Below are 26,975 nucleotides of genomic sequence, written 5' to 3' on the forward strand. Positions count from 1 at the left end.
ATATGCTATGATTGGAATTAGCATTTTCCACCTGTGATTCAACTTTATTGAAACGGAGTCATAATATGATTAATCAAAAAAAATACGTACACTTTGTCACGATATATATAATTATATTTTCTCTTTGGATATTTCTTATCCCTAAGGACTTAAATATAAAAGAAATTGGAATTCTTTTCTTATTTTATTTCGCTACACTCTTTTCTTGCTATTGCCTATATAAAGCAATTAAGAAAATGAAGCGCGGTGACAAACTATTTTGGGTTTTAGTACTATGCACTTGCCTATGTGGATTAACAATGGAGATAACTTTATTTCTTCATTCACTTTCTATATACGACCAAGTCATATTCTCATATAAGGCGTTACCCTTTTTTATCGTACAATATATTTTGCTCTTTTCTGGCTTTGCTATAAAGTTCATAAAACATTACTCTATTAGAGGCCTAGCTCAATTTTCATTCGATAGCATCTTTATCATTATTATGAATATTTATTTCACCTTAACTTTTATTTTGGACGTTTCAAGCTTTCTTATGTTAACAACAGATACCTGGGTTTTAATTGGATATTTTATTGCACAATCATTAGTAATTTACGCCGTTATTAGTCTATATAGAAGAGAACAATATTCTTCTAGCAGAATTTCATTAATTATCGGCTTTACTATTATACTCGTGTACGGATATATACACATGTTTCAATTAAACGCAGGGATAAAACCTTCTTCTGAAGTCTCTTACTTAATACATACTGCTTCAATTTTATTAATCGGTTTATCCTCCATACTATACATTTTGGATAAACCAACGCAGCACGAAACGAAAACAAAATATTATCGGTTTGATTATGTGCGCTTTATATTACCCTATTTTAGTATAATCATTACTTTTTCTTTTATTATCTTTCAACCTTGGGATGATAAGTTCATGTTGATCGGTCTAATATTATCTCTCATCTTATTATTCTTACGACAACTTTATATGTGGAAAGATAATCAGGCACTAATTGATACATACGAACAGTTGACTACACAACTAGAAGGCAAAGTAGAAGAAGGTGCATCTGCGTTATCAAAGAGTGAACAACGCTATACATCTTTATTCGAGGATCATCCGGATGCTGTTTTCTCTTTAAATATGTATGGTATTTTCCAACAATCTAATACAGCTTGCGAAAGCTTATTTACTGCCTACTATTGTGAAGTAGAAAGCTATTCTCTTTTACACTTTATTGACTCAAAAGACCATGATTTACTAAAGAAAGCTTTACAACTAACGAAAGAAGGTAGACCACAAACTTTAGAAGTTCGTACAAAAGAAAAAGAAGGTTATTACTATTACCTTCACATTACACTCATCCCTACTTTCATAAACAAAGAAGTTGTTGGGATGTTCGGCATAGCACGCGATATTACAACTTTATATGAAAAACAAAAACAAGTAGAACATTTAGCCTTTCATGATGCACTTACTGGATTACCAAATCGCCGCAAGTTCGAAAAGGATTTAAAAAATATTTTAAATACAGCTCAAACTAGTGCAAATGATGTTGCCGTCATGTTTCTTGATTTAGATCGATTCAAAAAAATTAACGATAGGCTCGGTCATGACGTCGGAGACTTATTATTAATTGAAGTAGCAAAACGATTACGCGGTTGCTTACGTTCAAAAGATGTCGTTGCTCGTCAAGGCGGAGATGAATTTACAATTCTATTACCAGATATGTACTCAGAAAAAAGTGCAGCTTTTATTGCTGAACAGATTTTAAATATTTTAAACAAACCATTCTTCATTCAAGGCGAAGAACTGTCTATTACACCGAGTATCGGAATTGCAATGTACCCTGATTATGGAACAGATGTAACAGAATTAATGAAAAATGCTGATATGGCTATGTATCGAGCGAAGGCAAATGGAAAGAATAGATTTGTTTTCTTCTCAAAAGAAATGAGTATTGCTCAAAATGAAATCCAATTTTTAGAAGGCGAACTTGCAAAAGCATTACAACAAAATGAATTTTTCCTTGAATACCAGCCGCAAGTAAGCACAAAAACAAAACAAATTATTGGGTTTGAAGCATTAATTCGTTGGAAACATCCAAAGCTTGGTATCGTATCCCCAGCCCAATTTATTCCCCTAGCAGAGGAAACTGGATTCATTATTGAACTTGGAAATTGGATTTTACGTACTGCTTGCTTAGAAGCAAAAAGATGGCACAATCAAGGTTTCTCTCAATTAAAAGTCGGTGTAAATTTATCTGTTGTTCAATTTAACCATGCAGATTTAATCCCAACTATTTCAAAGGTTTTAGAAGAAACAGAGTTAAAACCAGAAGCACTAGATATTGAAATTACAGAAAGTATCGCCATTAATCAAAATCAATCTGTAGTTGCAAAACTAGAACAGCTTCAAAATCTCGGTATTCAAATTTCAATTGATGACTTTGGAACTGGTTATAGTTCTTTAGCTTATTTAACAAAATATCCAATTAACACATTAAAAATTGCTCGAGAATTTATTTGCGGAATTACAACTAGCCCTTTAGAGGAAGCGATTATTTCTTCCATTATTACACTATCAAAAGAACTAAATTTAGAAGTGATTGCAGAAGGTGTAGAGACCGAAGAACAATGGAAGTTTTTATATGAGCAAAACTGTGACCACATTCAAGGATTCTTTATTAGCAAGCCCGTTTCTAGTAAAGACGTTTGGAGGTTACTCCACAAAAAAACAACCGTCTAAGTAAGACGGTTGTTTTTTAATGTTCAAATGGTAAATCTGAAGCTAATTGTACCTCTTGATCATTGTGAGAAATTACTTGGCTTTTCTCTAAAGCTGTATCTGTTAATGAAATACCCCATGCCATTGCTAACGTTAATAGACTACCAATAAGTAATTTTTTCATATTCCATCACCCACATCGTTTTCTTTTAATATATCATGAAAATTTATCCATGTTTTATGCAATTATGCATACCCATTTTTTGGATTCTTCATTACTTTTCGTGGATATAATTCACAAAATGTACCACTATACATACTCCAAATCATTTTAATTTAAATACTTCTTTTTTTTTAATAACGTTTCTTTGTACGAATGTAAATCTAATAAATCGAAGAAGAAAGACGCTTTTTTATACACTTCTTTAATATCATCTGATGAATACTCTAATTTCTCCAGGCACTCGCCCTTTTGATAATACAATTGACCGATTAATTCCATACTTCCCATATGCCGAGAAGCTTCAATTGCTTCATTTACTTGGTACAATGCCTCTTCAAATTGATCGCTCAAATATAAAGATTTTGCATAATTGTAGCGAACTTTAACTGTGAATGCTTCATCATTATGTAGCGATTCTAACTGTTCTAAAATAGCTCGAAATGAAGTTATTGCCCTATCTAATTGATTATTTTCTGCACAAATACTTGCAATGGAATTTTCGATATATAAATTTTGAAATACATCTATCCCTCCGTATGATTGGTGGACAATTTTTCTCAACTCCAAAATGCAATATTCAAAATTAATTTTCTGTAAAACATATGCAGATAAGTAATAGTACCAAAGAAGAAACTGATTAAATTCTGGATGAAACTTTTCTTTTTTCAACTCATTTGAAACAATGTTATAAATTTCAGCATATTGTTTCTTCTTACTCAACATTTGAATTCTATCTTTAAATAACTTTTTTCTTTCAATATCAGAATAAACAAGTACCTCATAAAAGTGAATAATGGGAACTTGTAATTTCGCTGCGATACCTTGCAATATATCCATACTTGGGTATACTGCACCCGATTCAATTCGGCTCACTTCCGATTGATGACATATGTTCTCGGATAACTGTTTTTGTGTTAATCCCCTCATTACCCTAATTTTCTTAATTTCACTTCCTAATTTTTCTGCGTGCATACTTACTCACCATCCCATTAGAACAATCTAATTTATTAAGTTGTCATACCACTACAATAATGTGAATTCGACAATTTTTGATATGAAATAATGCATAATATATATAAAATTCGGCAAATTTTTCATACAATTCCTCTCACTTATAGTAATAGATTAGGAGTTTTATAGATAAATTATAGAAAACTTGCCTAGGCTTTCGTTACATTCGGTCCTCTTTATCCTTTATTAGCAGAAGCCCTTCACACCCAAGAATTAGACAAAAATGAAGTACAATTTGAAATTGCTCAGCCTAGTTTAACGATTTAAAAGTTAACACGACCTCAAAATGATACGAAAAAATATTTAAAAGGTGAGATAAACGAGGCTAAAGCTCAACAAGAGTGAGTGACAGCTGAAATGAATGTAGATTCCCAATCTACCAATAAAGATACAAAAGAAACTCAAAGCGAAGTTCGCCTTGCACAAACTTACAAAAACTATAAAATATATAGTCAAGATCTCATTGTAAAAGTAGATACAAATGGAGTAATTACAACTATTAGTGGCAAAGTGGTCCAAAATTCAGACCAACAACTTAATCTAACTATAACAAATTTTTTGTCGAAAAATGAAGTAAAATCTTCATTATGTACTACACTTCAACTTCCAAGCAATTCAACTAAGACGTAATTCTCTAGTGAAACCGTTGTTTATAAGAAAAAAAGAAGTTTACCACTCATAGGTAAACTTCTTTTCATATCCAACCCTTTTCTTCCGCAATTGTAATTGCCTCAATTCTATTTTTCGCATCAAGCTTCGTTAATACTTCAGAAATATAATTACGTACTGTACCAGGTGAAAGATAAAGGGCCTTTGCAATTTCATTTGCCGTCTTTCCTTCTTTTGCAAGTAGCAATACTTCTCTTTCGCGATCTGATAACGGATTTTGTTCCTGCCATAAGCCGAACATTAAATCTTGAGAGATCTCTCGTTTACCTCTCATTACATTACGAATCGATGCAGCTAAATCTTCACTTGGGCTATCCTTCAATAAATAACCGTGCACTCCAGCTTTCATTGCTCTTTCAAAATATCCCGGCCGTGCAAATGTTGTTAAAATTATTACTTTACATGATGACTTTTCTTTCTTTAAAGTTTCCGCAACATCTAATCCACTTTGAATCGGCATTTCAATATCCATAATACTTATGTCGGGTTTTAACGTTTCAATTAATTTTAGCGCCTCTTCCCCGTTCGCCGCTTGTCCAATTACTTCAATATCATCTTCTAAATCAAGTAGGGCTCCTAACGCACCACGAAGCATCCGTTGATCTTCTGCAATAATGATACGAATCATGCCTTCACCTCATCTTTTCCTGTTCTAATAACAACTGGTACTTTTACTATTAATAGTGTCCCTGGATTGATTGCATCCAGCTCAACAAACCCATCAATAAGGGCGATGCGCTCCTTCATACCACGAATACCATTCCCATCGTGATTTTGATCTGCTAAACCGATTCCGTTATCTTCTACTGTCAAAATCAATTCACCTTGTGATTCTAGTACAGAAACTATGCAACGTGTTGCCTTACTATGCTTTACAACGTTCGTAACAGCTTCACGTAAACACATCCCTAAAATATTTTGTTCAATGGGTGATAACGAACTTGCACGCGTTTCTTGTTTTATCTCTAATTCAATATTAGCAGCTTGTAAGATCGCTTTTATTTGCTCAAGCTCTTCTTCTACTGTAATCATGCGCATATCAGAAATTAATTCTCTTAGCTGCTTTAAAGCGGTACGAGAGGTTTGTGTAATTTCTTTCGCTTCCACACTTGCGCGTTCTGGATTTTTCACAATTAACTTCTCCACGAGCTGACTTTTTAACGTAATAAGAGATAGCGTATGCCCAAGCGTGTCATGAAGGTCTCTTGCAATACGCTGCCGCTCTTCACGTTTTACTAAGTCTTTAATTTGCTCGTTTGCTTCATTTAATTGATTTCTTAATATCTTTTTCTGATTAAAGTTGCGCATACCAAATGGTGTAAGAAGCATTAAAATAAACATCGGTACGATATTTATTAAACTTGTAGGTGTTAGTTGATTCATATTTATAAATACAAATGCTCCAAGCATTACAACTAACAAACATAGTAATACCCGAAATGCTTTCTTACTTGGTGCAAATCCCATCGCACTTGCCGTGAAAAAGCCAAAGAATATCATGAAGGGATTATAAAATAAAGCAAATAAATAGATAAGCGCCATCTGTATACATGCCCACAAAACAAATGTCTTCTGAACAAAATAAAGTTGACGGTATGTGATAATAAAAAGTATCAACATACCGCTCCCTAGCACAAACTTCCATCCTGGCACTTGCGCTAAATGGTAAATTGGAAATAATAAATACACGAGAAACATATACGGAAAGAATCCCATATGCTTCGGAAAAATCTCAATCCTCTTCTTCTCTATCATTCATACCGCTTCCTGTCTTTTTCTTATATATATTGATACTACAACAAATATAAGGAAATAACCTCCTAATACCGCGATATTTTCCCATCCAATTGATTTTCCAGCAACAATATCCCATGCACCACTTCCAAAATGGTATGTTGGTGTCCATTCACCAATAAATCTTAAGATTTTCGGGAATACTTCAATTGGCATCCATAAGCCACCAAGAATTGCTAAACACATATTTAAAATATTTGCTAAGCCCGCAGCAGCATCCGCCTTCTTAATAGAACCTATTACTGTCCCTAACGCTAAAAATGGTGTCACACCTAACAGCAACCATAATCCAGCACCAATCCATTGTCCTACTGTTAACTCAACATGATTAATTAATATTCCTGCGATAAAGATAACTAAGATTGAAAAAGCATTCACTACAGTTTGAGCGATGATTTTAGCTGTTATATATGCTCCCTCTGGAAGTGGTGTAATTTTTAAAAGATGTGTCCACCCCTGCCCTTTTTCTTGTGAAATTCTCACACCAAAACTAAAAAGTGCTGTCCCTACAATACTGAAAGTTGCCATCGAAATTAAATAGTGTGCTTTCCACGCATCCCCGTTTTGCGGCACTTGAACAACATTTGTGAAAATATAGTAAAACATAACTGGCATTAATAATGAGAAAAAGATAAATAATTTATTACGGAATGTACGTAAAATTTCTATTTTGCATTGCATCCATAAAGCTCTCATGCGATTTCCTCCTTCTGATTTGCGACAAACTGTTCAAATGCTTCATCAAGGCTTCCACGTTCAACGGAAACATCTGTTACAGGTAAGTTCTTTTGATAAATTGCTTTTAACGTTGCATCTGTATCTTCAGTTGTTAAAGTGAAGTGCCCTTCTTTTGATTGTACTTCTGTTACGTTTGGTAATTCTTTTAGTAATTTTCCCGGAATACTTTCCTTCGAATAAAACGTGATTGTTTTTCGTGAAATCGTTGCTTTCATCTCATCTGGTGTACCATCTGCGATAATCTTTCCATTCGCAAACAATAAAATACGATTTGCCAATGCATCTGCTTCTTCTAAATAGTGCGTTGTTAAAATAATCGTTTTCCCTTCACTTGCTAACTCTCGAATTGTTTCCCAAAATGTTCTTCGAGACGTAACATCCATTCCAACTGTCGGCTCATCTAAAAATAGCAAATCTGGATTTCCTGCAAGTGCGAGTGCGAAATTTAACCTTCTCTTTTGACCACCTGATAATTTCTCACATCTTTGCTTTCGTTCCGATTTTAAATTCGATAACTGTAGCAACGTTTCTTTCGCTACCGGATTCGTATAATAGCTGCGAAATAACTCAATTGCCTCTTCCACCGTAATGCTATCAATGACACTTACTTCTTGTAGCATCGCGCCGATTCTATTACGAACATCTCTATGCTTTGGACTCTTTCCAAATGTAGAAACCGTTCCTTCCGTCGGATCCTTTAATCCAAGCATCATCGACATCGTCGTCGTTTTCCCTGCACCATTCGGCCCAAGCAGTGCTACGATTTCTCCTTTATTCACATGAAATGACACGTTATTTACTGCTTTTTTATGTTTAAATGTTTTAGAAACACTATTTACTTCAATAATCTTTTCCATCTCTCCACCCCCGCTGTTTCTTATATTTACATTGTATTACTTGGAAAACTTAGGAAACAGTATGATGCGTCATGACATCGATATGACAATTGTCATGTATTCTTTATGAGAGGAATCAATCCGCATACTGCAAGCAAGTAGCAGGACGAAAATAAACATGATACAATCGGGTAAGATATATATTCGAGGAAGGACAGTGGTTTTCATGATTATTCGTAATGAACAAGATTTAGAAGGCTTACGAAAAATCGGCCGCATCGTTGCGCTTGCACGTGAAGAAATGAAAAAAGAAGCGAAGCCAGGTATGACAACGAAAGAGCTTGATTTGATTGGCAAAAAAGTATTAGATGAGCATGGTGCTATTTCTGCACCTGAAAAAGAATATGATTTCCCTGGCGTAACTTGCATCAGTGTAAATGAAGAAGTTGCTCACGGTATTCCAGGTGATCGTGTATTAAAAGAGGGCGACCTTGTAAATGTCGACGTATCTGCAGCACTTGATGGTTATTATGCAGATACAGGTATTTCATTTGTACTTGGAGAAGATGAAGCAAAAGAAAAGCTTTGCCAAGCAGCTGTTGATGCCTTTTGGGCAGCGATGAAAAAGGTGAAAGCTGGTTCAAAACAAAACCAAATTGGTCGTGCCGTTTCAAACTTTGCACATAAAAATGGATACAATGTTATTCAAAACTTAACTGGCCACGGTATTGGTCTTAGCTTACATGAAGCACCAAACCACATTTTAAGCTATTTTGATCCAATGGATAATGCGCTTCTAAAAGACGGTCTTGTTATCGCTGTAGAGCCATTCATTTCTATGAAAGCTGATCATATTATCGAACGTGGCGATGATGGTTGGACATTCGTTACACCTGATAAAAGCCTTGTTGCACAATGCGAACATACAGTTGTCGTAACACGCGGCGAACCGATAATCTTAACAGAAATATAAAAAAGGAACCGCTTCTTAGTAGGAAGCGGTTCTTTTTTAGGCTGTAGAAAAGATTTTCTCCACAGCCTGAAAAAGGACGATACATAAAGTATCGTCCTTTTAACGGGGTGAGGCTGTCCAAAAGTACGGAAAACCTTTGAACAGCCTCGTATTTTCATATGGATGCCTTACATATATCACTGATAATAAGTATGAAATGCGGAAACATATTTATCATCACATGATTCAAACATGAGAAAAGAAACCCTACAGTGGATTCTTTTCTCTACATAATCTAAAGTTTGGGTACACTAGATTCATGCAATGTAGGAGCTTTCCAAGCAGAAAGCGAACCTTCATTTAAAATGATAGCATACATGTCTCCATCAAAAATATGCAAATATGCATACACCGTTTTTTATTTCTAAATGTCAGAATATTGAAAATTAATAAGGATAAAGGTAAAATGAAGTCGTTATCCGTCTTCTTTTGTCAGTCAGAGAGAATAGAAGAATAGGAGAGGAAAAAATGAAAAAATCTTTGAAACAAAAAATAGTAAGCTCTTTGCTTGCTGTATCACTCGCTGTTAGCATAGCTCCAGTCGGACAAGCCAAAGCTGATTCCACGTCAAAAATCACACAAACTTCACCTATCACAAAACAAGTTGATGCAAGCCGCGCTATCGAACACATCCGTTTCTTATCCGAAACAATTGGTCCTCGCCCTGGTGGAACAAAATCAGAAGAATGGGCTTCTCGCTACGTTGGTACGCAGCTTAAATCAATGGGCTATGAGGTAGAATATCAACCATTTCAAGTACCCGATCAATACGTTGGATTTATAGAATCACCATTATCCACAAAGCGTAATTGGCAAGCTGGTGCTGCTCCTAACGCACTAATTTCTACAGAAGCTGTTACAGCCCCTCTTATCTTTGTTCAAGGTGGGACAAAATTAGAGGATATCCCAAATGAAGTAAACGGAAAAATTGTTCTATTCGAAAGAGGAACAACAGTAGCAGACTACAATAAACAAGTTGAAAATGCTGTTAGCAAAGGAGCAAAAGGTGTTCTTTTATATAGTTTAATTGGCGGTCGCGGGAACTACGGACAAACTTTCAATCCTCGTCTAACGAAAAAGCAATCTATCCCTGTCTTCGGTCTTGCTTATGCGCAAGGAAATGCATTTAAAGAAGAAATTACTAAAAAAGGGGCGACAATTCTTTCCCTAAAAGCAAGACATGAATCTAATTTAACATCCTTAAATGTCATCGCTAAAAAGAAACCAAAAAATAGTACAGGTAATGAAAAAGCTGTCATTGTAAGTTCACACTACGATAGTGTCGTTGGAGCACCTGGAGCAAACGATAATGCTTCTGGTACAGGATTAGTATTAGAGTTAGCTCGTGCTTTTCAAAATGTAGAAACTGATAAAGAAATTCGCTTTATTGCTTTTGGTTCTGAGGAAACTGGCTTACTTGGCTCCGATTATTATGTTAATAGTCTGTCCCAAAAAGAACGCGATCGAATTTTAGGTGTCTTTAATGCGGACATGGTTGCAACAAATTACGATAAAGCAAAGAATTTATATGCTATGACGCCTAACGGTTCTCCAAACCTTGTAACAGATGCAGCCTTGCAAGCAGGTAAACAGTTAAATAATGACCTTGTACTGCAAGGAAAATTCGGCTCTAGTGATCACGTACCATTTGTTGAAGTTGGCATTCCTGCCGCTCTATTTATTTGGATGGGTGTCGATAGCTGGAATCCATTAATCTATCATATCGAAAAGGTATATCACACACCTCAAGATAACGTATTTGAGAATATTTCACCTGAACGTATGAAAATGGCATTAGAGGTCATTGGTACAGGCGTCTATAATAGCCTTCATTCCACTGTGAAAACAGGAGAGAAAGCCGCTTAATACTATTTCAAGCCACCGATTAATCGGTGGCTGTTTATTAAGAAAAAATAAATATGCATAAAAGCATATTTATTACATGGTATTATGGTGTATAATTAAAATCGTAATATATAAATAAAGAATATAAATCACATAGCATTATGTAGAATAAAAAATTTAAAATACTATTGATTACATCTAATGATAAGATTTTTCGATTGTAAAAAGGTGCTCTTGCAGTTGTGTTAACTTGAACTTCAGAAACTAATACCTTCATTCCTAAAATAAACGTTACATCAGCTACTCAAGAACAAAGCTTTACAAAATGCTATTTCTAAATTAGCCATAATAATGGCTATGCATTAATGAAACATGGCATTGACCTTAAATTACATGAGATACCCTGCTCTAAGTTTATGGTCCAATTATAATAGGCTTCTTAAAAACGGTCTTGTTATCACTTTAGAGCCGCTGATTGGGTCCACCTTAAAATTGTTCTCTTTTTTCTATAAAAAAAACCCCTTCAGGCTGCATTCTTCCCTTCACTTTATCGTGAAGTGTTTTTGAATACTTACCTAAAGGGAGCAATATCAATAGTAATTTTTTAATTTGTCAGCTACTTAGATTACAGTGTAATTAATAATCTAAAGCTTTTTTATTATTTAATTCGCTGACGAGTGAGTAGGATTCCGCCTAAAAGGAACAATACCATACCTCCAAGAATTGAACTCATTTCTGCTGATGTTCCTCCTGTGTTAGGAAGTAAGGTTTGCTTATCATTTTCTGTAGTAGGTGGAACTTTTGAATCGCTATTGTTATCTGTATTTGTATTTGTGTTTGGATCTTTTGGATCTGTGCTTGGATCTTTTGGATCTGTACTTGGATCTTTCGGATCTATACTTGGATCTTTCGGATCTGTACTTGGATCTTTCGGATCTGTGCTTGGATCTTTCGGATCTGTACTTGGATCTTTTGGATCGTCCTTGATTTTTGTATTTGTGATGTCATAACCATTTACTTCGGACTTGTATCCCGCTACTGGTTGTTCTTTCACTTCATACTTATACGCTACTCCATTTGCATCGTATGCTGCTAAATCTTTGAATTCATATTTCCAACCTGTTGCTTTGCTTACTTCTTGCGTCGCAATCACTGTACCATTTTGTAGTAGGTCTACTTTGATCATTTCCGGACGATCTGTTGCGTTATCGTCTTTCCATGTCTTCGTTCCTCCTACTTTTGTTTTGCCTACTTTCGTATTTGTGATGTCAGTGCCACTTACTTTGGATTCATATCCGGCTACTGGCTGTTCTTTCACTTCATACTTGTACGCTGCTCCGTTTGCATCGTATGCTTGTAGCTTTTCAAACGTATACTTCCAGTTTGTTTCTGCTGTTACTTCTTTTGTATCTACTACTTTACCGTTTTGTAGTAAGTCTACTTTAATCGAGCTTGGACGATCTGTTGCATTGTTATCGTTCCACGTTTTTGTTCCTTCTACTTTCGTTTCGCCTACTTTTGTATTTGCAATATCAGTACCTTTTACTTCGGATTTATATCCAGCTATTGGTTGTTCCTTCACTTCATACTTGTACGCTACTCCGTTTGCATCATACGCTGCTAAATCTTTGAATTCATATTTCCAATCTGTTGCTTTGCTTACTTCTTGCGTCGCAATCACTGCACCATTTTGTAAAAGGTCTACTTTAATCATTTCCGGACGATCTTTCGCGTTATCGTCTTTCCATGTTTTCGTTCCTTCTACTTTTGTTTTGCCTACTTTTGTATTTGTGATGTCATAACCATTTACCTTTGATTCATATCCTGGTACTGGCTGTTCTTTCACTGTATACTCGTAAGGCTTACCTTCCACATCATATGCTTCTAAATCTGCGAATATATATTTCCAACCCATTACTGCTAGTACGTCTTGTGTTTGAATCACGTTCCCGTTTTGTAGTAAGTCTACTTTAATCATTGTCGGACGGTCTGTTGCATTTCCGTCGTTCCACGTCTTCGTTCCTTCTACTTTTGTTTTACCCACTTTTGTATTTGTGATGTCAGTGCCACTTACTTTGGATTCATATCCGGCTACTGGCTGTTCTTTCACTTCATACTTGTACGCTGCTCCGTTTGCATCGTATGCTTGGAGTTTTTCAAACGTATACTTCCAGTTTGTTTCTGCTGTTACTTCTTTTGTATCTACTACTTTACCATTTTGTAGTAAGTCTACTTTGATTGTGCTTGGACGATTTGTTACATTATCGTCTTTCCACGTCTTCGTTCCTTCTACTTTTGTTTCGCCTACTTTTGTATTTGTGATGTCATAACCGTTTACTTCGGATTTATATCCTTCAACTGCTTGTTCTTTCACTTCATACTTGTACGCTACTCCATTTTCATCGTATGCTTGGAGTTTTTCAAACGTGTACTTCCAATTTGTTGCTTTACTTACTTCTTTCGTGTCAATTACTTTACCGTTTTGTAGTAAGTCTACTTTAATCGAGCTTGGACGATCTGTTGCATTGTTATCGTTCCACGTTTTTGTTCCTTCTACTTTTGTTTCGCCTACTTTTGTATTCGTAATGTCATAATCTTTTACTTCAGATTTGTATCCGTCTACCTGTTGTTCTTTCACTTCATACTTGTACGCTACTCCGTTTGTATCGTATGCTTGGAGTTTTTCAAACGTGTACTTCCAATTTGTTGCTTTACTTACTTCTTTCGTGTCAATTACTTTACCGTTTTGTAGTAAGTCTACTTTAATCGAGCTTGGACGATCTGTTGCATTGTTATCGTTCCATGTCTTTGTTCCTTCTACTTTTGTTTCGCCTACTTTTGTATTTGTGATGTCATAACCGTTTACTTTTGATTCATATCCTTCAACTGCTTGTTCTTTCACTTCATACTTGTATGCCTTTCCTTCTGCATCGTAAGCTTGGAGTTTTTCAAACGTGTACTTCCATTCTGTTGCCCCTGTTACTTCTTTTGTATCTACTACTTTACCGTTTTGTAGTAGGTCTACTTTAATCGAGCTTGGACGATCTGTTGCTTTATTATCGTTCCACGTTTTTGTTCCTTCTACTTTTGTTTCGCCTACTTTTGTATTTGTGATGTCAGTACCACTTACTTTTGATTCATATCCTGGTACTGTTTGCTCTTTCACTTCATACTTGTATGCCTTTCCTTCTGCATCATACGCTGCTAAATCTTTGAATTCGTATTTCCAGCCTGTTGCTTTACTTACTTCTTGCATCGCAATCACTGTACCATTTTGTAAAAGGTCTACCTTAATCATTTCCGGACGATCTTTCGCGTTATCGTCTTTCCATGTTTTCGTTCCTTCTACTTTTGTTTTGCCTACTTTTGTATTTGTGATGTCAGTACCATTTACCTTTGATTCATATCCTGGTACTGGCTGTTCCTTCACTTCGTACTTGTATGCTACTCCGTTTGCATCGTATGCTTGGAGTTTTTCAAACGTGTACTTCCAATTTGTTGCTTTACTTACTTCTTTCGTATCAATTACTTTACCATTTTGTAGTAAGTCTACTTTAATCGAGCTTGGACGATCTGTTGCATTGTTATCGTTCCACGTTTTTGTTCCTTCTACTTTCGTTTCGCCTACTTTTGTATTCGTGATGTCAGTACCATTTACTTTTGATTCATATCCTGGTACTGCTTGTTCTTTCACTTCATACTTGTATGCCTTACCTTCTGCATCGTAAGCTTGAAGTTTTTCAAACGTGTACTTCCAGTTTGTTTCTGCTGTTACTTCTTTTGTATCTACTACTTTACCGTTTTGTAGTAGGTCTACTTTAATCGAGCTTGGACGATCTGTTGCTTTATTATCGTTCCACGTTTTTGTTCCTTCTACTTTTGTTTCGCCTACTTTTGTATTTGTGATGTCATAACCGTGTACGTCAGATTGGTATCCCGCTACTGGTTGTTCCTTCACTTCATACTTGTACGCTACTCCATCTTCATCGTATGCTTGGAGTTTTTCAAACGTATACTTCCAGTTTGTTTCTGCTGTTGCTTCTTTTGTATCTACTACTTTATCGTTTTGTAGTAAGTCTACTTTAATCGAGCTTGGACGATCTGTTGCGTTGTTATCGTTCCACGTTTTTGTTCCTTCTACTGTCAATTTCGCTACTTTTATATTCGTAATGTCATAACCTTTTACCTCGGATTTATATCCTGCTACTGGCTGTTCTTTCACTTCATACTTGTACGCTACTCCATTTTCATCGTATGCTTGGAGCTTTTCAAACGTATACTTCCAGTTTGTTTCTGCTGTTACTTCTTTTGTATCTACTACTTTACCGTTTTGTAGTAAGTCTACTTTGATTGTGGTTGGACGATTTGTTGTATTATCGTCTTTCCATGTCTTCGTTCCTTCTACTTTTGTTTCGCCTACTTTTATATTTGTGATGTCAGTACCGTTTACTTTGGATTCATATCCAGCCACCGCTTGTTCCTTCACTTCATACTTGTACGCTACTCCATTTGCATCATACGCTGCTAAATCTTTGAATTCATATTTCCAATCTGTTGCTTTGCTTACTTCTTGCGTCGCAATCACTGCACCATTTTGTAAAAGGTCTACTTTAATCATTTCCGGACGATCTTTCGCGTTATCGTCTTTCCATGTTTTCGTTCCTTCTACTTTTGTTTTGCCTACTTTTGTATTTGTGATGTCAGTACCATTTATCTTTGATTCATATCCTAGTACTGGCTGTTCCTTCACTTCATACTTGTATGCTACTCCGTTTGCATCGTAAGCTTGGAGTTTTTCAAACGTGTACTTCCATTCTGTTGCCGCTGTTACTTCTTTTGTATCTACTACTTTACCGTTTTGTAAAAGATCTACTTTGATCATTTCCGGACGATCTTTCGCGTTATCGTCTTTCCATGTTTTCGTTCCTTCTACTTTTGTTTCGCCTACTTTTGTATTCGTGATGTCATAACCGTTTACTTCGGATTTGTATCCGTCTACCTGTTGTTCTTTCACTTCATACTTGTATGCTACTCCGTTTGCATCGTATGCTTGGAGTTTTTCAAACGTGTACTTCCATTCTGTTGCCGCTGTTACTTCTTTTGTATCTACTACTTTACCGTTTTGTAAAAGATCTACTTTGATCATTTCCGGACGATCTTTCGCGTTATCGTCTTTCCATGTCTTCGTTCCTTCTACTTTTGTTTGACCTACTTTCGTATTTGTGATGTCAGTACCACTTACTTTTGATTCATATCCAGCTACTGGCTGTTCTTTCACTTCATACTCGTAAGCCTTTCCTTCTGCATCATATGCTTCTAAATCTGCGAATATATATTTCCAACCCATTACTGCGAGTACGTCTTGTGTTTGAATCACGTTCCCGTTTTGTAGTAAGTCTACTTTGATCATTGTCGGACGGTCTTTTGCATTTCCGTCTTTCCATGTCTTCGTTCCTTCTACCTTTGTTTTGCCTACTTTTGTATTTGTGATATCAGTACCATTTACTTTGGATTCATATCCTGGTACTGCTTGTTCTTTCACTTCATACTTGTACGCTACTCCATTTTCATCGTATGCTTGTAGCTTTTCAAATGTGTACTTCCATTCTGTTGCCGCTGTTACTTCTTTTGTATCTACTACTTTACCGTTTTGTAAAAGATCTACTTTGATCATTTCCGGACGATCTTTCGCGTTATCGTCTTTCCATGTTTTCGTTCCTTCTACTTTTGTTTCGCCTACTTTTGTATTTGTGATGTCAGTACCACTTACTTTTGATTCATATCCTGGGACTGTTTGCTCTTTCACTTCATACTTGTATGCCTTTCCTTCTGCATCATACGCTGCTAAATCTTTGAATTCGTATTTCCAGCCTGTTGCTTTACTTACTTCTTGCATCGCAATCACTGTACCATTTTGTAAAAGGTCTACCTTAATCATTTCCGGACGATCTTTCGCGTTATCGTCTTTCCATGTTTTCGTTCCTTCTACTTTTGTTTTGCCTACTTTTGTATTTGTGATGTCAGTACCATTTACCTTTGATTCATATCCTGGTACTGGCTGTTCCTTCACTTCGTACTTGTATGCTACTCCGTTTGCATCGTATGCTTGGAGTTTTTCAAACGTATACTTCCAGTTTGTTTCTGCTGTTACTTCTTTTGTATCTACTACTTTACCGTTTTGTAAAAGGTCTACTTTAATCGAACTTGGACGATCTGTTGCATTGTTATCGTTCCATGTTTTCGTTCCTTCTACTTTTGTTTCGCCTACTTTTGTATTTGTGATGTCATAACCGTTTACTTTGGATTCATATCCTGGGACTACTTGTTCTTTCACTTCATACTTGTACGCTACTCCATTTTCATCATACGCTACTAAATCTTTGAATTCATATTTCCAACCTGTTGCTTTGCTTACTTCTTGCGTCGCAATTACTGTACCATTTTGTAAAAGGTCTACTTTAATCATTTCCGGACGATCTTTCGCGTTATCGTCTTTCCATGTTTTCGTTCCTTCTACTTTTGTTTGACCTACTTTTGTATTTGTGATGTCAGTACCACTTACTTTTGATTCATATCCTGGTACTGGCTGTTCTTTCACTTCATACTCGTAAGCCTTTCCTTCCGCATCATATGCTTCTAGATCTGCGAATATATATTTCCAACCCATTACTGCGAGTACGTCGTGTGTTTGAATCACGTTCCCGTTTTGTAGTAAGTCTACTTTGATCATTGTTGGACGGTCTTTTGCATTTCCGTCTTTCCATGTCTTCGTTCCTTCTACTTTTGTTTTGCCTACTTTTGTATTTGTGATGTCAGTACCATTTACTTTGGATTCATATCCTGGTATTGCTTGTTCTTTCACTTCATACTTGTATGCTACTCCGTTTGCATCGTATGCTTGGAGTTTTTCAAACGTATACTTCCAGTTTGTTTCTGCTGTTACTTCTTTTGTATCTACTACTTTACCGTTTTGTAAAAGGTCTACTTTGATCATTTCCGGACGATCTTTCGCGTTATCGTCTTTCCATGTTTTCGTTCCTTCTACTTTTGTTTCGCCTACTTTTGTATTTGTGATGTCATAACCATTTACTTTGGATTCATATCCTGGTACTGCTTGTTCTTTCACTTCATACTTGTATGCTACTCCATTTGCATCATACGCTGCTAAATCTTTAAACTCATACTTCCAGCCCGTTGCTTCACTTACTTCTTGCGTCGCAATCACTGTTTCTTTTTGTGCTTGTGAGTTATCTTTTTGTACTAAATCTACTTTGATGGTTTTCGGACGATCTGACGCATTGTTATCATTCCACGTCTTCGTCCCTGCAACTGATGTCTTGCCTACTTTTGTATTCGTTATGTCATAACCATTTACTTTGGATTCGTATCCATCTACCGGTTGTTCTTTCACTTCATACTTGTATGCTTTTCCATTTTCATCGAACGCTACTAAATCTTTAAATTCATACTTCCAACCTGTTTCTTTGCTTACTTCTTGTGTCGCAATCACTGTACCGTTTTGTAGTAAGTCTACTTTGATGGCTTTATGCTCTTCCTCTGTGCCACCTTTCCATGTCTTCGTTCCTGCAACTGATGTCTTGCCTACTTTTGTATTCGTGATGTCATAACCATTTACTTTGGATTCGTATCCGTCTACTGCTTGTTCTTTCACTTCATACTTATATGCTTTTCCGTCTGCATCGTTTATTGCCAAATCTTTAAATTCATATTTCCAGCCTGTTGCTTCGCTTACTTCTTGCGTCGCAATCACTTTACCGTTTTGTAGTAAGTCTACTTTAATCATCGTTGGACGACCTTCCGCATTTCCGTCCTTCCATGTTTTCGTTCCTTCTACTTTTGTTGTTTGTACCACTTTTGTATTTGTAATGTCATAACCATTTACTTCTGTTGTGTATCCATCTATCGGTTGTTCTTTTACTTCATACTTGTACGCTACTCCATTTGCATCATAGACTGTTAGGTTGTCAAATTTGTATTTCCAACCATCAGCCGCTGTTACTTCTTTCGTGTCTACCACTTTCCCATTTTGTAGTAATTCTACTTTGATTGAACTTGGACGATCTTTCTCATTATCGTCTTTCCACGTCTTCGTCCCTGCAATAGATGTAGTTTTCACTTTATTCGGAATTAGCAACTTAACTCCATTTACAGCATCTGATTTAACTTCAAAATTCACTTTTGCTTTAGGATCGAAATCAACATAGTCTGGAGCTGAAATTTCTTGCACATAATATTTACCTGGCTGTAAATTAGGGATTTCAATTATCCCTTTTTCATCTGTTTTATATACATCTCCAACTTGTTCATCAGACTCTTTATACAGCTTAAACGAAACATTTGGGATTACTTTTTCTTCATCCCCTTCAATATGCTTTACAATTTTTAGCGTTCCTCTTGGAATCACGTTACCTTCAGCACCACCACCAGCTGTCATATTTTCGACTGGGTGGGTACCCGATTCAGTAACTGGTTCCTTGTTTAGAACTTGGTAATCAATCGTATAATCATTCTTAAAAAACTCTTGCTTCTTCCCAGCTTCCGTTATAGTAGATGTATAACCAATCGTAAAGGAGGCAAGACGTGCTTTATCTTTATTAAGCACAACTTTAAATGATCTGTCTCCAGTAAAGGTAATCGTTCCGTAACCTTGCTTTTCAAGCTCTTGTAGCGTTAAAGATCGACGACCTAGATGATCATCTATACTGATATAGAAACTATCCTTATTAAGTGTTTGACCTTCCTGTAAATTATCAGTCACAACAATATCGCGACTTAACTCTTCTTTATTTAAGTTTATATTTAAGAACCAACGTACCTCACCTGGCTTACCTCTCATATCACCAGTTTTATAAAAAAACGGACCCTTTCCAGGATCTGTACCACCACCGCTTGTTGGACCGGTAATTGTTACAGATTGCTTATCTACATTTGTACCGAAATTGGTTTCAATCTCTTTCTTTTCATCCGTTCCTACATTGGCAGCTTCCACGAAAAAGTTTAAATACCCTTTAATATTTTGATGTGTACTCACTTTATCATTAAATGTACATACCACAGTACCTGCAGTGACTTTACAAGTACCATAGTCATCTAATAGAAACTCTGTATCTAATCCTTTTAATTCTGGAGGCAGTGTTAATGTTAGTGTGTCTCCAGCCTTCAGCTTAAGACCATCTTTTTCACTGAAGTTTACAGTGACTTTAGTCTGTTGCCCGATAAAAAGATCTGTTTTATCAATCTTAAAACTATCCACAATTCCTGCTGTGTTTAATTCTTGTGCATTTGCTACGATAGGTAAAAGACTCTGGCCTATAGTAAACATGAAAATCATTATAATCGAAAAAATTGAAGTAATTCTCTTCAAATACATACTCTATGTTAGCCTCCCCATAATTTAAAATATAAATAGTTTCTGGTACAAACATGTTATGTCGAAAATTCTATTATCCAAATATTTTACCTACGTATTTTTAATAGTTATTATGATTTCTCTTCCCCCTTCACTACTACTTAACAACTTGAAACTTGATTTTTTATAAGTGTATCTAACATTTTCAACACGCCTACAATTATGTACTTTTGACCTATATTTTTTAATAGGAACATAGATAAACCTTAATAAAGAAGTTTAAATAATAAATACATATAGACGACAGATACTGGAATACATTTAAAATCAGAAAAAAAAGATTTAAAACGCATTCCGGACGAAACTCATGACAACCAGTCTTCTTTTTGTGCCTTAGGAATTATAAAACGATTATTCTATGTGTAAAAGATTTTAGTGCGGGCAAATATAGACTAACTACTTCACAGCAAATATGCATCCTATCAACTTCCATACTTATCGTTCTGAAAAAAGAACGAAAATTACGGATTATAGTCGCATTCAGCATACCAGCAAAAAAGCTTATAAATGTGGAACGAGTTAAAATACTCATATTTTACAGAATATCATTAGAAGATAAGCTTTCTGTCATCATAAGTACGACTGATAATGTCCATGTATTAAAACATTTGATATTTAGTTAAATACCGAAATAAGTTGATGCAAAAAACATTTTAACATCAGCGTTATATGATTAAAATATTACGGACGAAGTATTGTTTGTCTATGAAGATAAAAGAAATATTCTCCAAATCTGAATAAAGTGGAACAAGTTTGGGGGTAAATAAAAACGATTGTGATTTTCAACTGATTTCATGTGAATTTTGCAGAAATACGGGAATCAGTCTTTTCATTTTTGGAGTATATAACTGGGTGTCAGGAAAAAGGGTTTCTCCTGATAGATCTGATTCTAGATCTATGTCAAAAAATTAAAATAAACCTACATATTATCTATCCGCTAGGAATTTTTAATTTCTTTACGAATAATAAAATATTTATATGTACTTATATATATTTATGTATTAATATATATAAGTGGTATTGAATCAAAAATACGAGGTGTATATCTCCTCATTATTTTTATCTAATCTAAAAAAACAAGTTGATTAGCATCAAATCCCTAATTCTTTAAATAAATAAGAAGTTTTGAGGATTACCTACTCAGTTGTTAGGTAGTTATAAATGTAAGTATACTTACCTTGATTGTAATAACATTATTTAAAGCAATTACAACATTTCCTATTAGCATTTCATCAATAAATAGTACAGACATGCTTTTTTTCGTAATTCCCCCAAAAAACAACAAATTTTTTCCATAGTCTATTATTCTAGAATTGTTACCAAAAATCAATAGTTAATTGTTGTCCCCCATTTTTACTTCATTATTATAAGGCACCTTTAGGTTAACCGATTATCCTATTTTACATATCATATTTTGGCTAAGATTGACCACCCTCATAGAATTCTCCTTAATTTATAAAACATTATATATTTATGTTTTTCAGAAAAACCCACCTTTCTTTTAAAAGTAATAACATCTATATCCTCATTAAAAATATGCAAATAATTCACTTTTCACTTTTCTATTTCTCAATATAAATTAATTGAAATAAAAAAACATATAATTAAGTCTTTATCTATCTTGTGTTTTCAGTCCAAAAGAAAAAACAATTAGTTATATTAAAAATAACCCAATTTAAAGTGGTGACATTTTATTGAGAAAATACATATATGCATAAAAGCATATTTTCTCCTACTCATTATCGTATACAATATTAACTGTAACAAAAACGATTACAACAATTAAGGAGGCTTTTCTACTATGAAAAAAATGATTTTAGCCGGTACATTAACTTTAGCAGGAATTACTGGTGCTACCGCGTTTATTCCTGAAACAAAGGCCGCTGCCGCTACTCAAGCACAAAGCTTTACAAAATTTTATTCTTTGCAAACTGGAAGTAGTTCTGAACAAGAACCTGTTTTCCTTCAAAAGGGACAAGAATTAACAATTCAACCTAACAGTAAAACTCCTAGTTACAGTGTTTATGACTCAAATCATAACCTTATCGGACGTTATTCTGATGGGTACGGCAGAATTTTCACTGCAAAAACAGATGGAAATATATACGTTCAATTTCATGCGCCTTACGTTTACTATAGTCCTATTAGCTTTTCTGTTACGTATACTATCCAATAGAAAAGAGGTCCTTTTACAGGACCCCTTTTATTTCTCTTTCCATTTTACTTTTACAAATCCATCTTTCACCATTAAGCCACTTATATTTAAGACATATTTTTCATTTGCGTTCAATGTAGCTTTGAAAGTACCTTTTTTCGATTCACAAATTTCCTTTAACTCTTTTATCCCTTCCCCTTGTCTTTCATACAAACTAAAGCATAAATTACCGCGTTTTGCATCTGTCTCATAAGAAAATGTCACTTCTGTATCTGTCTCGTGCTGAATTTCAATATCTTTACCAGCAATATCCCATGATGAGAATTTCGCTTCATAACTTTTCTCTCCTTGCTTCTCACTTTCTAAATATATATCACCAGCTTTCCACATATCATCTAACGTTTGAACGCAAGCAAAGCCGCTAAGTAATACAAACATCGCACTTGCAAATGTGACAACTAATGTTATCTTTTGTTTTTTCATAGCCTTCATTGTATGTTCTCCTTCTATTTTCTTGTTACTTCTTCTTATCATATATAACAAAACTCCAATAAAAAAAAGGCAATCACAACATCGTGTGATTGCCTTTTACTAAAAGCGAAAATCGACTAGAATACTCGGTGGCTTCGCGCCTTCCTCCGAGGCAAAGTACGCCTCTCTGTCAGGTGCTCCATCCCCCTCCTATTCTGAACGAGCCGCTTCCGCTTTTCTTTATGTCTAGCTCTGCCTCCTAGCCCCTTCCGTCTAAGAACCTTCCCCACGAGAAGATAAAATGCATCTTCTGTGGGAAAGAACCTTAGCCTTCGGGACTAAACAGTCGGCTCCGCTTTTCTTAATTACATTTTTTCTGGTGCAGATACTCCTACGATTGCTAATGCGTTTTGAAGTGTCGTGCGTACTGCTTTCATTAACTCGTAGCGAGCTTTACTTAATTCTAAGTTATCTTGGTTTAATACTTTTTCTGCATTGTAGAAGCTGTGTAATGCTGCTGCTAATTCAAATGCATAGTTTGTAATGCGGTGTGGTAGACGTTTTTGTGCTGCATCCGCAACTACTGCTGGGAATTCACCAAGTTTTTTCAGTAACTCTACTTCTTTCTCAGAAGTAACAAGTTTGTAGTTAACGTCTCCGCCTGTAGCTAATCCTAATTCTTCACCTTGGCGAAGGATACTACATACGCGAGCGTGAGCGTATTGTGCATAGTATACTGGGTTTTCATTAGATTTTGATACAGCTAAGTCCATATCGAAGTCTAAATGAGAGTCACCGCTACGCATTGCGAAGAAGTAACGCATTGCGTCCACGCCTACTTCTTCCATAAGCTCACGAAGTGTAACTGCTTTACCTGTACGTTTACTCATTTTCATTTTTTCACCATTTTGATACAGTTGTACCATTTGGATGATTTCTACTTCAAGTGTTTCTTTATCGTAACCTAACGCTTGAATAGCAGCTTTCATACGTGGAATGTAACCGTGGTGGTCAGCACCCCAAATGTTGATTAACTTATCGAAACCACGCTCTAATTTATCACGGTGATACGCGATATCTGGCGTTAAGTACGTGTAAGAACCATCGTTTTTAATTAATACACGGTTCTTATCGTCACCGTAAGTCATTGAACGGAACCAAGTTGCACCGTCTTCTTCAAAAATCTCGTCGCGCTCTTTTAATACAGCAAGAGCTTGATCAATTTTTCCGTTTTTGTATAATGATGTTTCTGAGAACCATACATCAAATTTAACACGGAAGCTTTCTAAGTCTTTTTGAAGTTTTGCTAACTCATATTTTAAACCGTACTCACGGTAGAATTCATAGCTTTCTTTTTCATCAGCTTTCGCATAACGATCGCCAAACTCTTCTGCTAAACGTTTACCGATTCCAATGATGTCCGCACCATGGTATCCATCTTCTGGCATTTCTTTCTCTAACCCTAAAGCTTGCATGTAACGAGCTTCAACAGAAAGAGCTAAGTTATGAATTTGGTTACCAGCGTCATTAATGTAGTACTCACGAGATACATCGTATCCTGCTTTTGCTAATAGGTTACATAAAGTGTCACCTACTGCTGCGCCACGTGCATGTCCTAAGTGAAGGTCACCTGTTGGATTCGCAGATACGAACTCAATTTGTACTTTTTCACCTTTACCAGTATTCGTTTCACCGTAAGCTTCACCAGCGTTAACGATTGTTGGAATTAAGTCTGTTAAGTAGCTGTTATCCATGTAGAAGTTAATGAAACCAGGACCTGCGATTTCAATTTTTTCAATAGAAGCTTTTGCTTTATCGAAGTTTGCAACTAATTCTTCTGCAATCATACGAGGTGCTTTTTTCGCAACGCGTGCAAGTTGCATTGCCATGTTTGTAGAGAAGTCACCATTTGTTTTATCTTTTGGAGATTCTAATACAACGTTTGGAATCTGTTCTTCTGTTGCTAATTCTGCCTTTAATACAGCAGCTTGAATTTCTTCTTTAATCAATCCTTTTACTTGTTCTAAAGAATTCATTATTTTGCCTCCTTCAAATTAAGTGTAATTGTATATCTGCCAGCTTCTTGTTCACTTAGAAGCAATGCGTACGTTAAGAAGAGTTGTCCTTTTTTCTTTTCATCCGACCATTTAAAAAGAACGTTATCAGTCTTTGTTTGCAATGCAAACGTACCAAGTTCACTCGTGTACGTACCAGTTGTCCATTCACCTTTCACATGCGTTTGACGCATTGAAACAGCACCTGAACGCATAATGAGAACTTGTTCATCTTGAATTTTAATAATTGTTTTCACTTCGCCTTGTTCGTTCGGCTCTTGGAATGTTACATATGTACCTTGACCTTTTACATAGTATTGACCATTTGCTTCAAAAGCAACGGTTTCCTTCCTCGCCCCTTCACGGATTTCTGTTACGAAATGAACGTGTACCGGCAAGCCTGCAAGTTGTTTCTTCACGTCTTGCACACCTTTCAAATGTTATAGATATTAAATACTACTTATAATAAATCACTTTTCCTATCATATCAAAAAAAACCTCTGTCTGTCTGCTGAAAAATCAGGAAAACTCCATTTCAAAAAATAATTCACTTTCACTTTATTTCATATGATAAAATATTTTTTAAATCTAAATATTCTTTCATTTAAAGGGGTGAAATAGATGCTACCAACAAAATTGAAAAAAGGTGATGAAATTAGAGTTATTTCACCATCTTGTAGTTTAAGTATTGTCTCAACTGAAAACAGAAGTTTTGCTATAAAAAGATTAACCGACATTGGCTTTCACGTTACATTCTCAACACATGCTGATGAGATAGATAGGTTCGCTTCTTCTTCTATTTCTTCACGCGTTCAAGACCTTCACGAAGCATTTAGAGATCCGAATGTAAAAGCCATTTTAACAACACTTGGCGGATACAACTCTAATGGTTTGTTAAAACATCTCGATTACGATTTAATTCGAGAAAACCCGAAATTTTTCTGTGGCTATTCTGATATCACTGCATTAAATAATGCGATTTATACTAAAACAGGACTTGTTACATATTCAGGCCCCCATTTCTCCTCATTTGGAATGAAGAAAGGGCTCGAGTATACAACCGATTACTTTTTAAAATGCGTAACTTCTAATGAGCCGATTGAAGTCCTTCCATCTGAAACATGGAGCGATGATTCTTGGTATATAGATCAAAAAAATCGAGAATTTATTAAAAATGAAGGATACGTTTCGATTCACGAAGGAGAAGCTACGGGAGATATTATCGGTGGTAATATGAGCACATTGAACTTACTGCAAGGTACACCATATATGCCAAACTTAAAGGATAAAATTTTATTTCTTGAAGAGGATAGTTTAACTGGGAAAGCTACTCTTAAAACTTTTGATCGATATTTACATTCTCTTATGCAGCAGCAAGATTTTGAACATGTAAAAGGCATCGTTATAGGAAAGATGCAAAAAGGCACAGAATGTACGACAGAAGACATTCAAGAAATGATTGCTTCGAAGCCTGAACTTGCACATATCCCTATCATTGCAAACGCAAGTTTCGGTCATACAACCCCGATTTTCACTTTTCCAATCGGTGGACGTGCAAAAATCATTTCTAGCAAAGAAAAGATATCTATCACGATTTTAACGCACTAAAAAAGGAGCGAATGAGTCGCTCCTTTTATGGTTTTTCTATTTTTTCCAACGCTTTTTGCGGAATTGATTCTTTCGGGATTTCAGCCCATCCTTTTCCTTGCATACCTTTTGCATAAATTTTTATAAAAGCACCTGTATGCAATTCACGGTTCATCATTCTTTTCACAACTTGTAACTTTCCGTCTTCTGTATATGCTTTAAATGTATACAAATATTCCCCGTCTTTTTTCTCACCTTTATCTATAACCGCATAATAATCTTGTATTTCTTTATTTGAAAAGAAGTTGTCTACAAAAGCATGTACACCTTCTGTTTTTGTGTTCAAATAATACGCTGTTCCACCTAGAATGATGGCGAATACAACTAAAACTTTAATTACCAATTTCATACATGCGCCTCCTGTTTG

Annotated in this window: 15 protein-coding genes and 2 pseudogenes; 6 read left to right on the forward strand and 11 right to left on the reverse strand. The window is 35.6% G+C overall.

What is annotated here, in order from left to right; translation table 11 throughout:
* Positions 1–65 precede the first annotated feature (65 nt).
* A complete protein-coding gene (locus AC2CGR_RS21550; RefSeq protein WP_087968265.1) occupies positions 66–2,744 on the forward strand; it encodes a DUF4084 domain-containing protein in 2,679 nt (892 codons plus the stop codon).
* Between the two features lie 16 nt (positions 2,745–2,760).
* On the opposite strand, the gene papR is transcribed toward AC2CGR_RS21550, so the two are convergent.
* Both papR and AC2CGR_RS21560 read right to left on the reverse strand, forming a co-directional pair.
* The gene (gene papR / locus AC2CGR_RS21555) at positions 2,761–2,907 is read right to left on the reverse strand and encodes a quorum-sensing peptide PapR (RefSeq protein ID WP_000734740.1); all 147 of its coding nucleotides are present in this window, start codon (positions 2,905–2,907) and stop codon (positions 2,761–2,763) included.
* 147 nt (positions 2,908–3,054) lie between these two features.
* The gene (locus AC2CGR_RS21560; protein WP_002194878.1) at positions 3,055–3,918 is read right to left on the reverse strand and encodes a helix-turn-helix domain-containing protein; all 864 of its coding nucleotides are present in this window, start codon (positions 3,916–3,918) and stop codon (positions 3,055–3,057) included.
* Positions 3,919–4,086: 168 nt separating this feature from the next.
* On the opposite strand from AC2CGR_RS21560, the pseudogene AC2CGR_RS21565 reads away from it, so the two are divergent.
* Positions 4,087–4,584 (forward strand): annotated as a pseudogene (locus tag AC2CGR_RS21565) (M4 family metallopeptidase); the annotation flags it as partial.
* Between the two features lie 67 nt (positions 4,585–4,651).
* On the opposite strand, the gene AC2CGR_RS21570 reads toward AC2CGR_RS21565, so the two are convergent.
* The 4 genes from AC2CGR_RS21570 to AC2CGR_RS21585 are packed head-to-tail and all read right to left on the reverse strand — an operon-like array spanning position 4,652 to position 8,015.
* Entirely contained in the window at positions 4,652–5,254 is a 603-nt protein-coding gene (locus AC2CGR_RS21570) for a response regulator transcription factor (protein ID WP_484481133.1), read from the reverse strand.
* Positions 5,251–6,381: a sensor histidine kinase gene (locus AC2CGR_RS21575; RefSeq protein ID WP_484481134.1), complete on the reverse strand. Its 1,131-nt coding sequence runs from the start codon at positions 6,379–6,381 to the stop codon at positions 5,251–5,253. Before AC2CGR_RS21575 ends, AC2CGR_RS21570 begins: the two co-directional genes overlap by 4 nt.
* Complete coding sequence (locus tag AC2CGR_RS21580) at positions 6,382–7,116, reverse strand: ABC transporter permease (RefSeq protein ID WP_002194881.1); 735 nt, start codon at positions 7,114–7,116, stop codon at positions 6,382–6,384.
* Entirely contained in the window at positions 7,113–8,015 is a 903-nt protein-coding gene (locus AC2CGR_RS21585; RefSeq protein ID WP_484481135.1) for an ABC transporter ATP-binding protein, read from the reverse strand. The genes AC2CGR_RS21580 and AC2CGR_RS21585 overlap by 4 nt, the downstream gene beginning before the upstream one ends.
* 157 nt (positions 8,016–8,172) lie before the next feature.
* On the opposite strand from AC2CGR_RS21585, the gene map reads away from it, so the two are divergent.
* Both map and AC2CGR_RS21595 read left to right on the forward strand, forming a co-directional pair.
* The gene (gene map / locus AC2CGR_RS21590) at positions 8,173–8,967 is read left to right on the forward strand and encodes a type I methionyl aminopeptidase (RefSeq protein ID WP_002096176.1); all 795 of its coding nucleotides are present in this window, start codon (positions 8,173–8,175) and stop codon (positions 8,965–8,967) included.
* 507 nt (positions 8,968–9,474) lie between these two features.
* Positions 9,475–10,872, forward strand: coding sequence for a M28 family metallopeptidase (locus AC2CGR_RS21595; protein ID WP_131101195.1), 1,398 nt, complete (start codon positions 9,475–9,477; stop codon positions 10,870–10,872).
* A 637-nt stretch (positions 10,873–11,509) separates the two neighbouring features.
* Here AC2CGR_RS21595 and AC2CGR_RS21600 read toward each other — a convergent pair.
* Positions 11,510–20,242, reverse strand: a complete 8,733-nt coding sequence (locus AC2CGR_RS21600) for a Cna B-type domain-containing protein (protein WP_484481136.1) — start codon at positions 20,240–20,242, stop codon at positions 11,510–11,512.
* A gap of 1,840 nt (positions 20,243–22,082) precedes the next feature.
* On the opposite strand from AC2CGR_RS21600, the gene AC2CGR_RS21605 reads away from it, so the two are divergent.
* Entirely contained in the window at positions 22,083–22,457 is a 375-nt protein-coding gene (locus AC2CGR_RS21605; protein ID WP_087968481.1) for a hypothetical protein, read from the forward strand.
* 27 nt (positions 22,458–22,484) lie between these two features.
* On the opposite strand, the pseudogene AC2CGR_RS21610 reads toward AC2CGR_RS21605, so the two are convergent.
* The 3 genes and pseudogenes from AC2CGR_RS21610 to AC2CGR_RS21620 all read right to left on the reverse strand — a co-directional run.
* Positions 22,485–22,994 (reverse strand): annotated as a pseudogene (locus tag AC2CGR_RS21610) (anti-sigma factor); the annotation flags it as partial.
* A 278-nt stretch (positions 22,995–23,272) separates the two neighbouring features.
* The gene (argS, locus tag AC2CGR_RS21615; protein WP_087968483.1) at positions 23,273–24,943 is read right to left on the reverse strand and encodes an arginine--tRNA ligase; all 1,671 of its coding nucleotides are present in this window, start codon (positions 24,941–24,943) and stop codon (positions 23,273–23,275) included.
* Complete coding sequence (locus AC2CGR_RS21620) at positions 24,943–25,380, reverse strand: YwiB family protein (protein WP_000744345.1); 438 nt, start codon at positions 25,378–25,380, stop codon at positions 24,943–24,945. Before AC2CGR_RS21620 ends, argS begins: the two co-directional genes overlap by 1 nt.
* Before the next feature lie 202 nt (positions 25,381–25,582).
* Between AC2CGR_RS21620 and AC2CGR_RS21625 the strand changes: the two genes are divergently transcribed.
* Positions 25,583–26,569: a S66 family peptidase gene (locus AC2CGR_RS21625; protein WP_087968484.1), complete on the forward strand. Its 987-nt coding sequence runs from the start codon at positions 25,583–25,585 to the stop codon at positions 26,567–26,569.
* Positions 26,570–26,594: 25 nt separating this feature from the next.
* On the opposite strand, the gene AC2CGR_RS21630 is transcribed toward AC2CGR_RS21625, so the two are convergent.
* On the reverse strand, positions 26,595–26,957 hold the full coding sequence (locus tag AC2CGR_RS21630) for a YxeA family protein (protein ID WP_087968485.1): 363 nt from the start codon (positions 26,955–26,957) through the stop codon (positions 26,595–26,597).
* Between the last annotated feature and the right edge of the window lie 18 nt (positions 26,958–26,975).

This window comes from Bacillus sp. LSHTCR4, assembly GCF_057197025.1.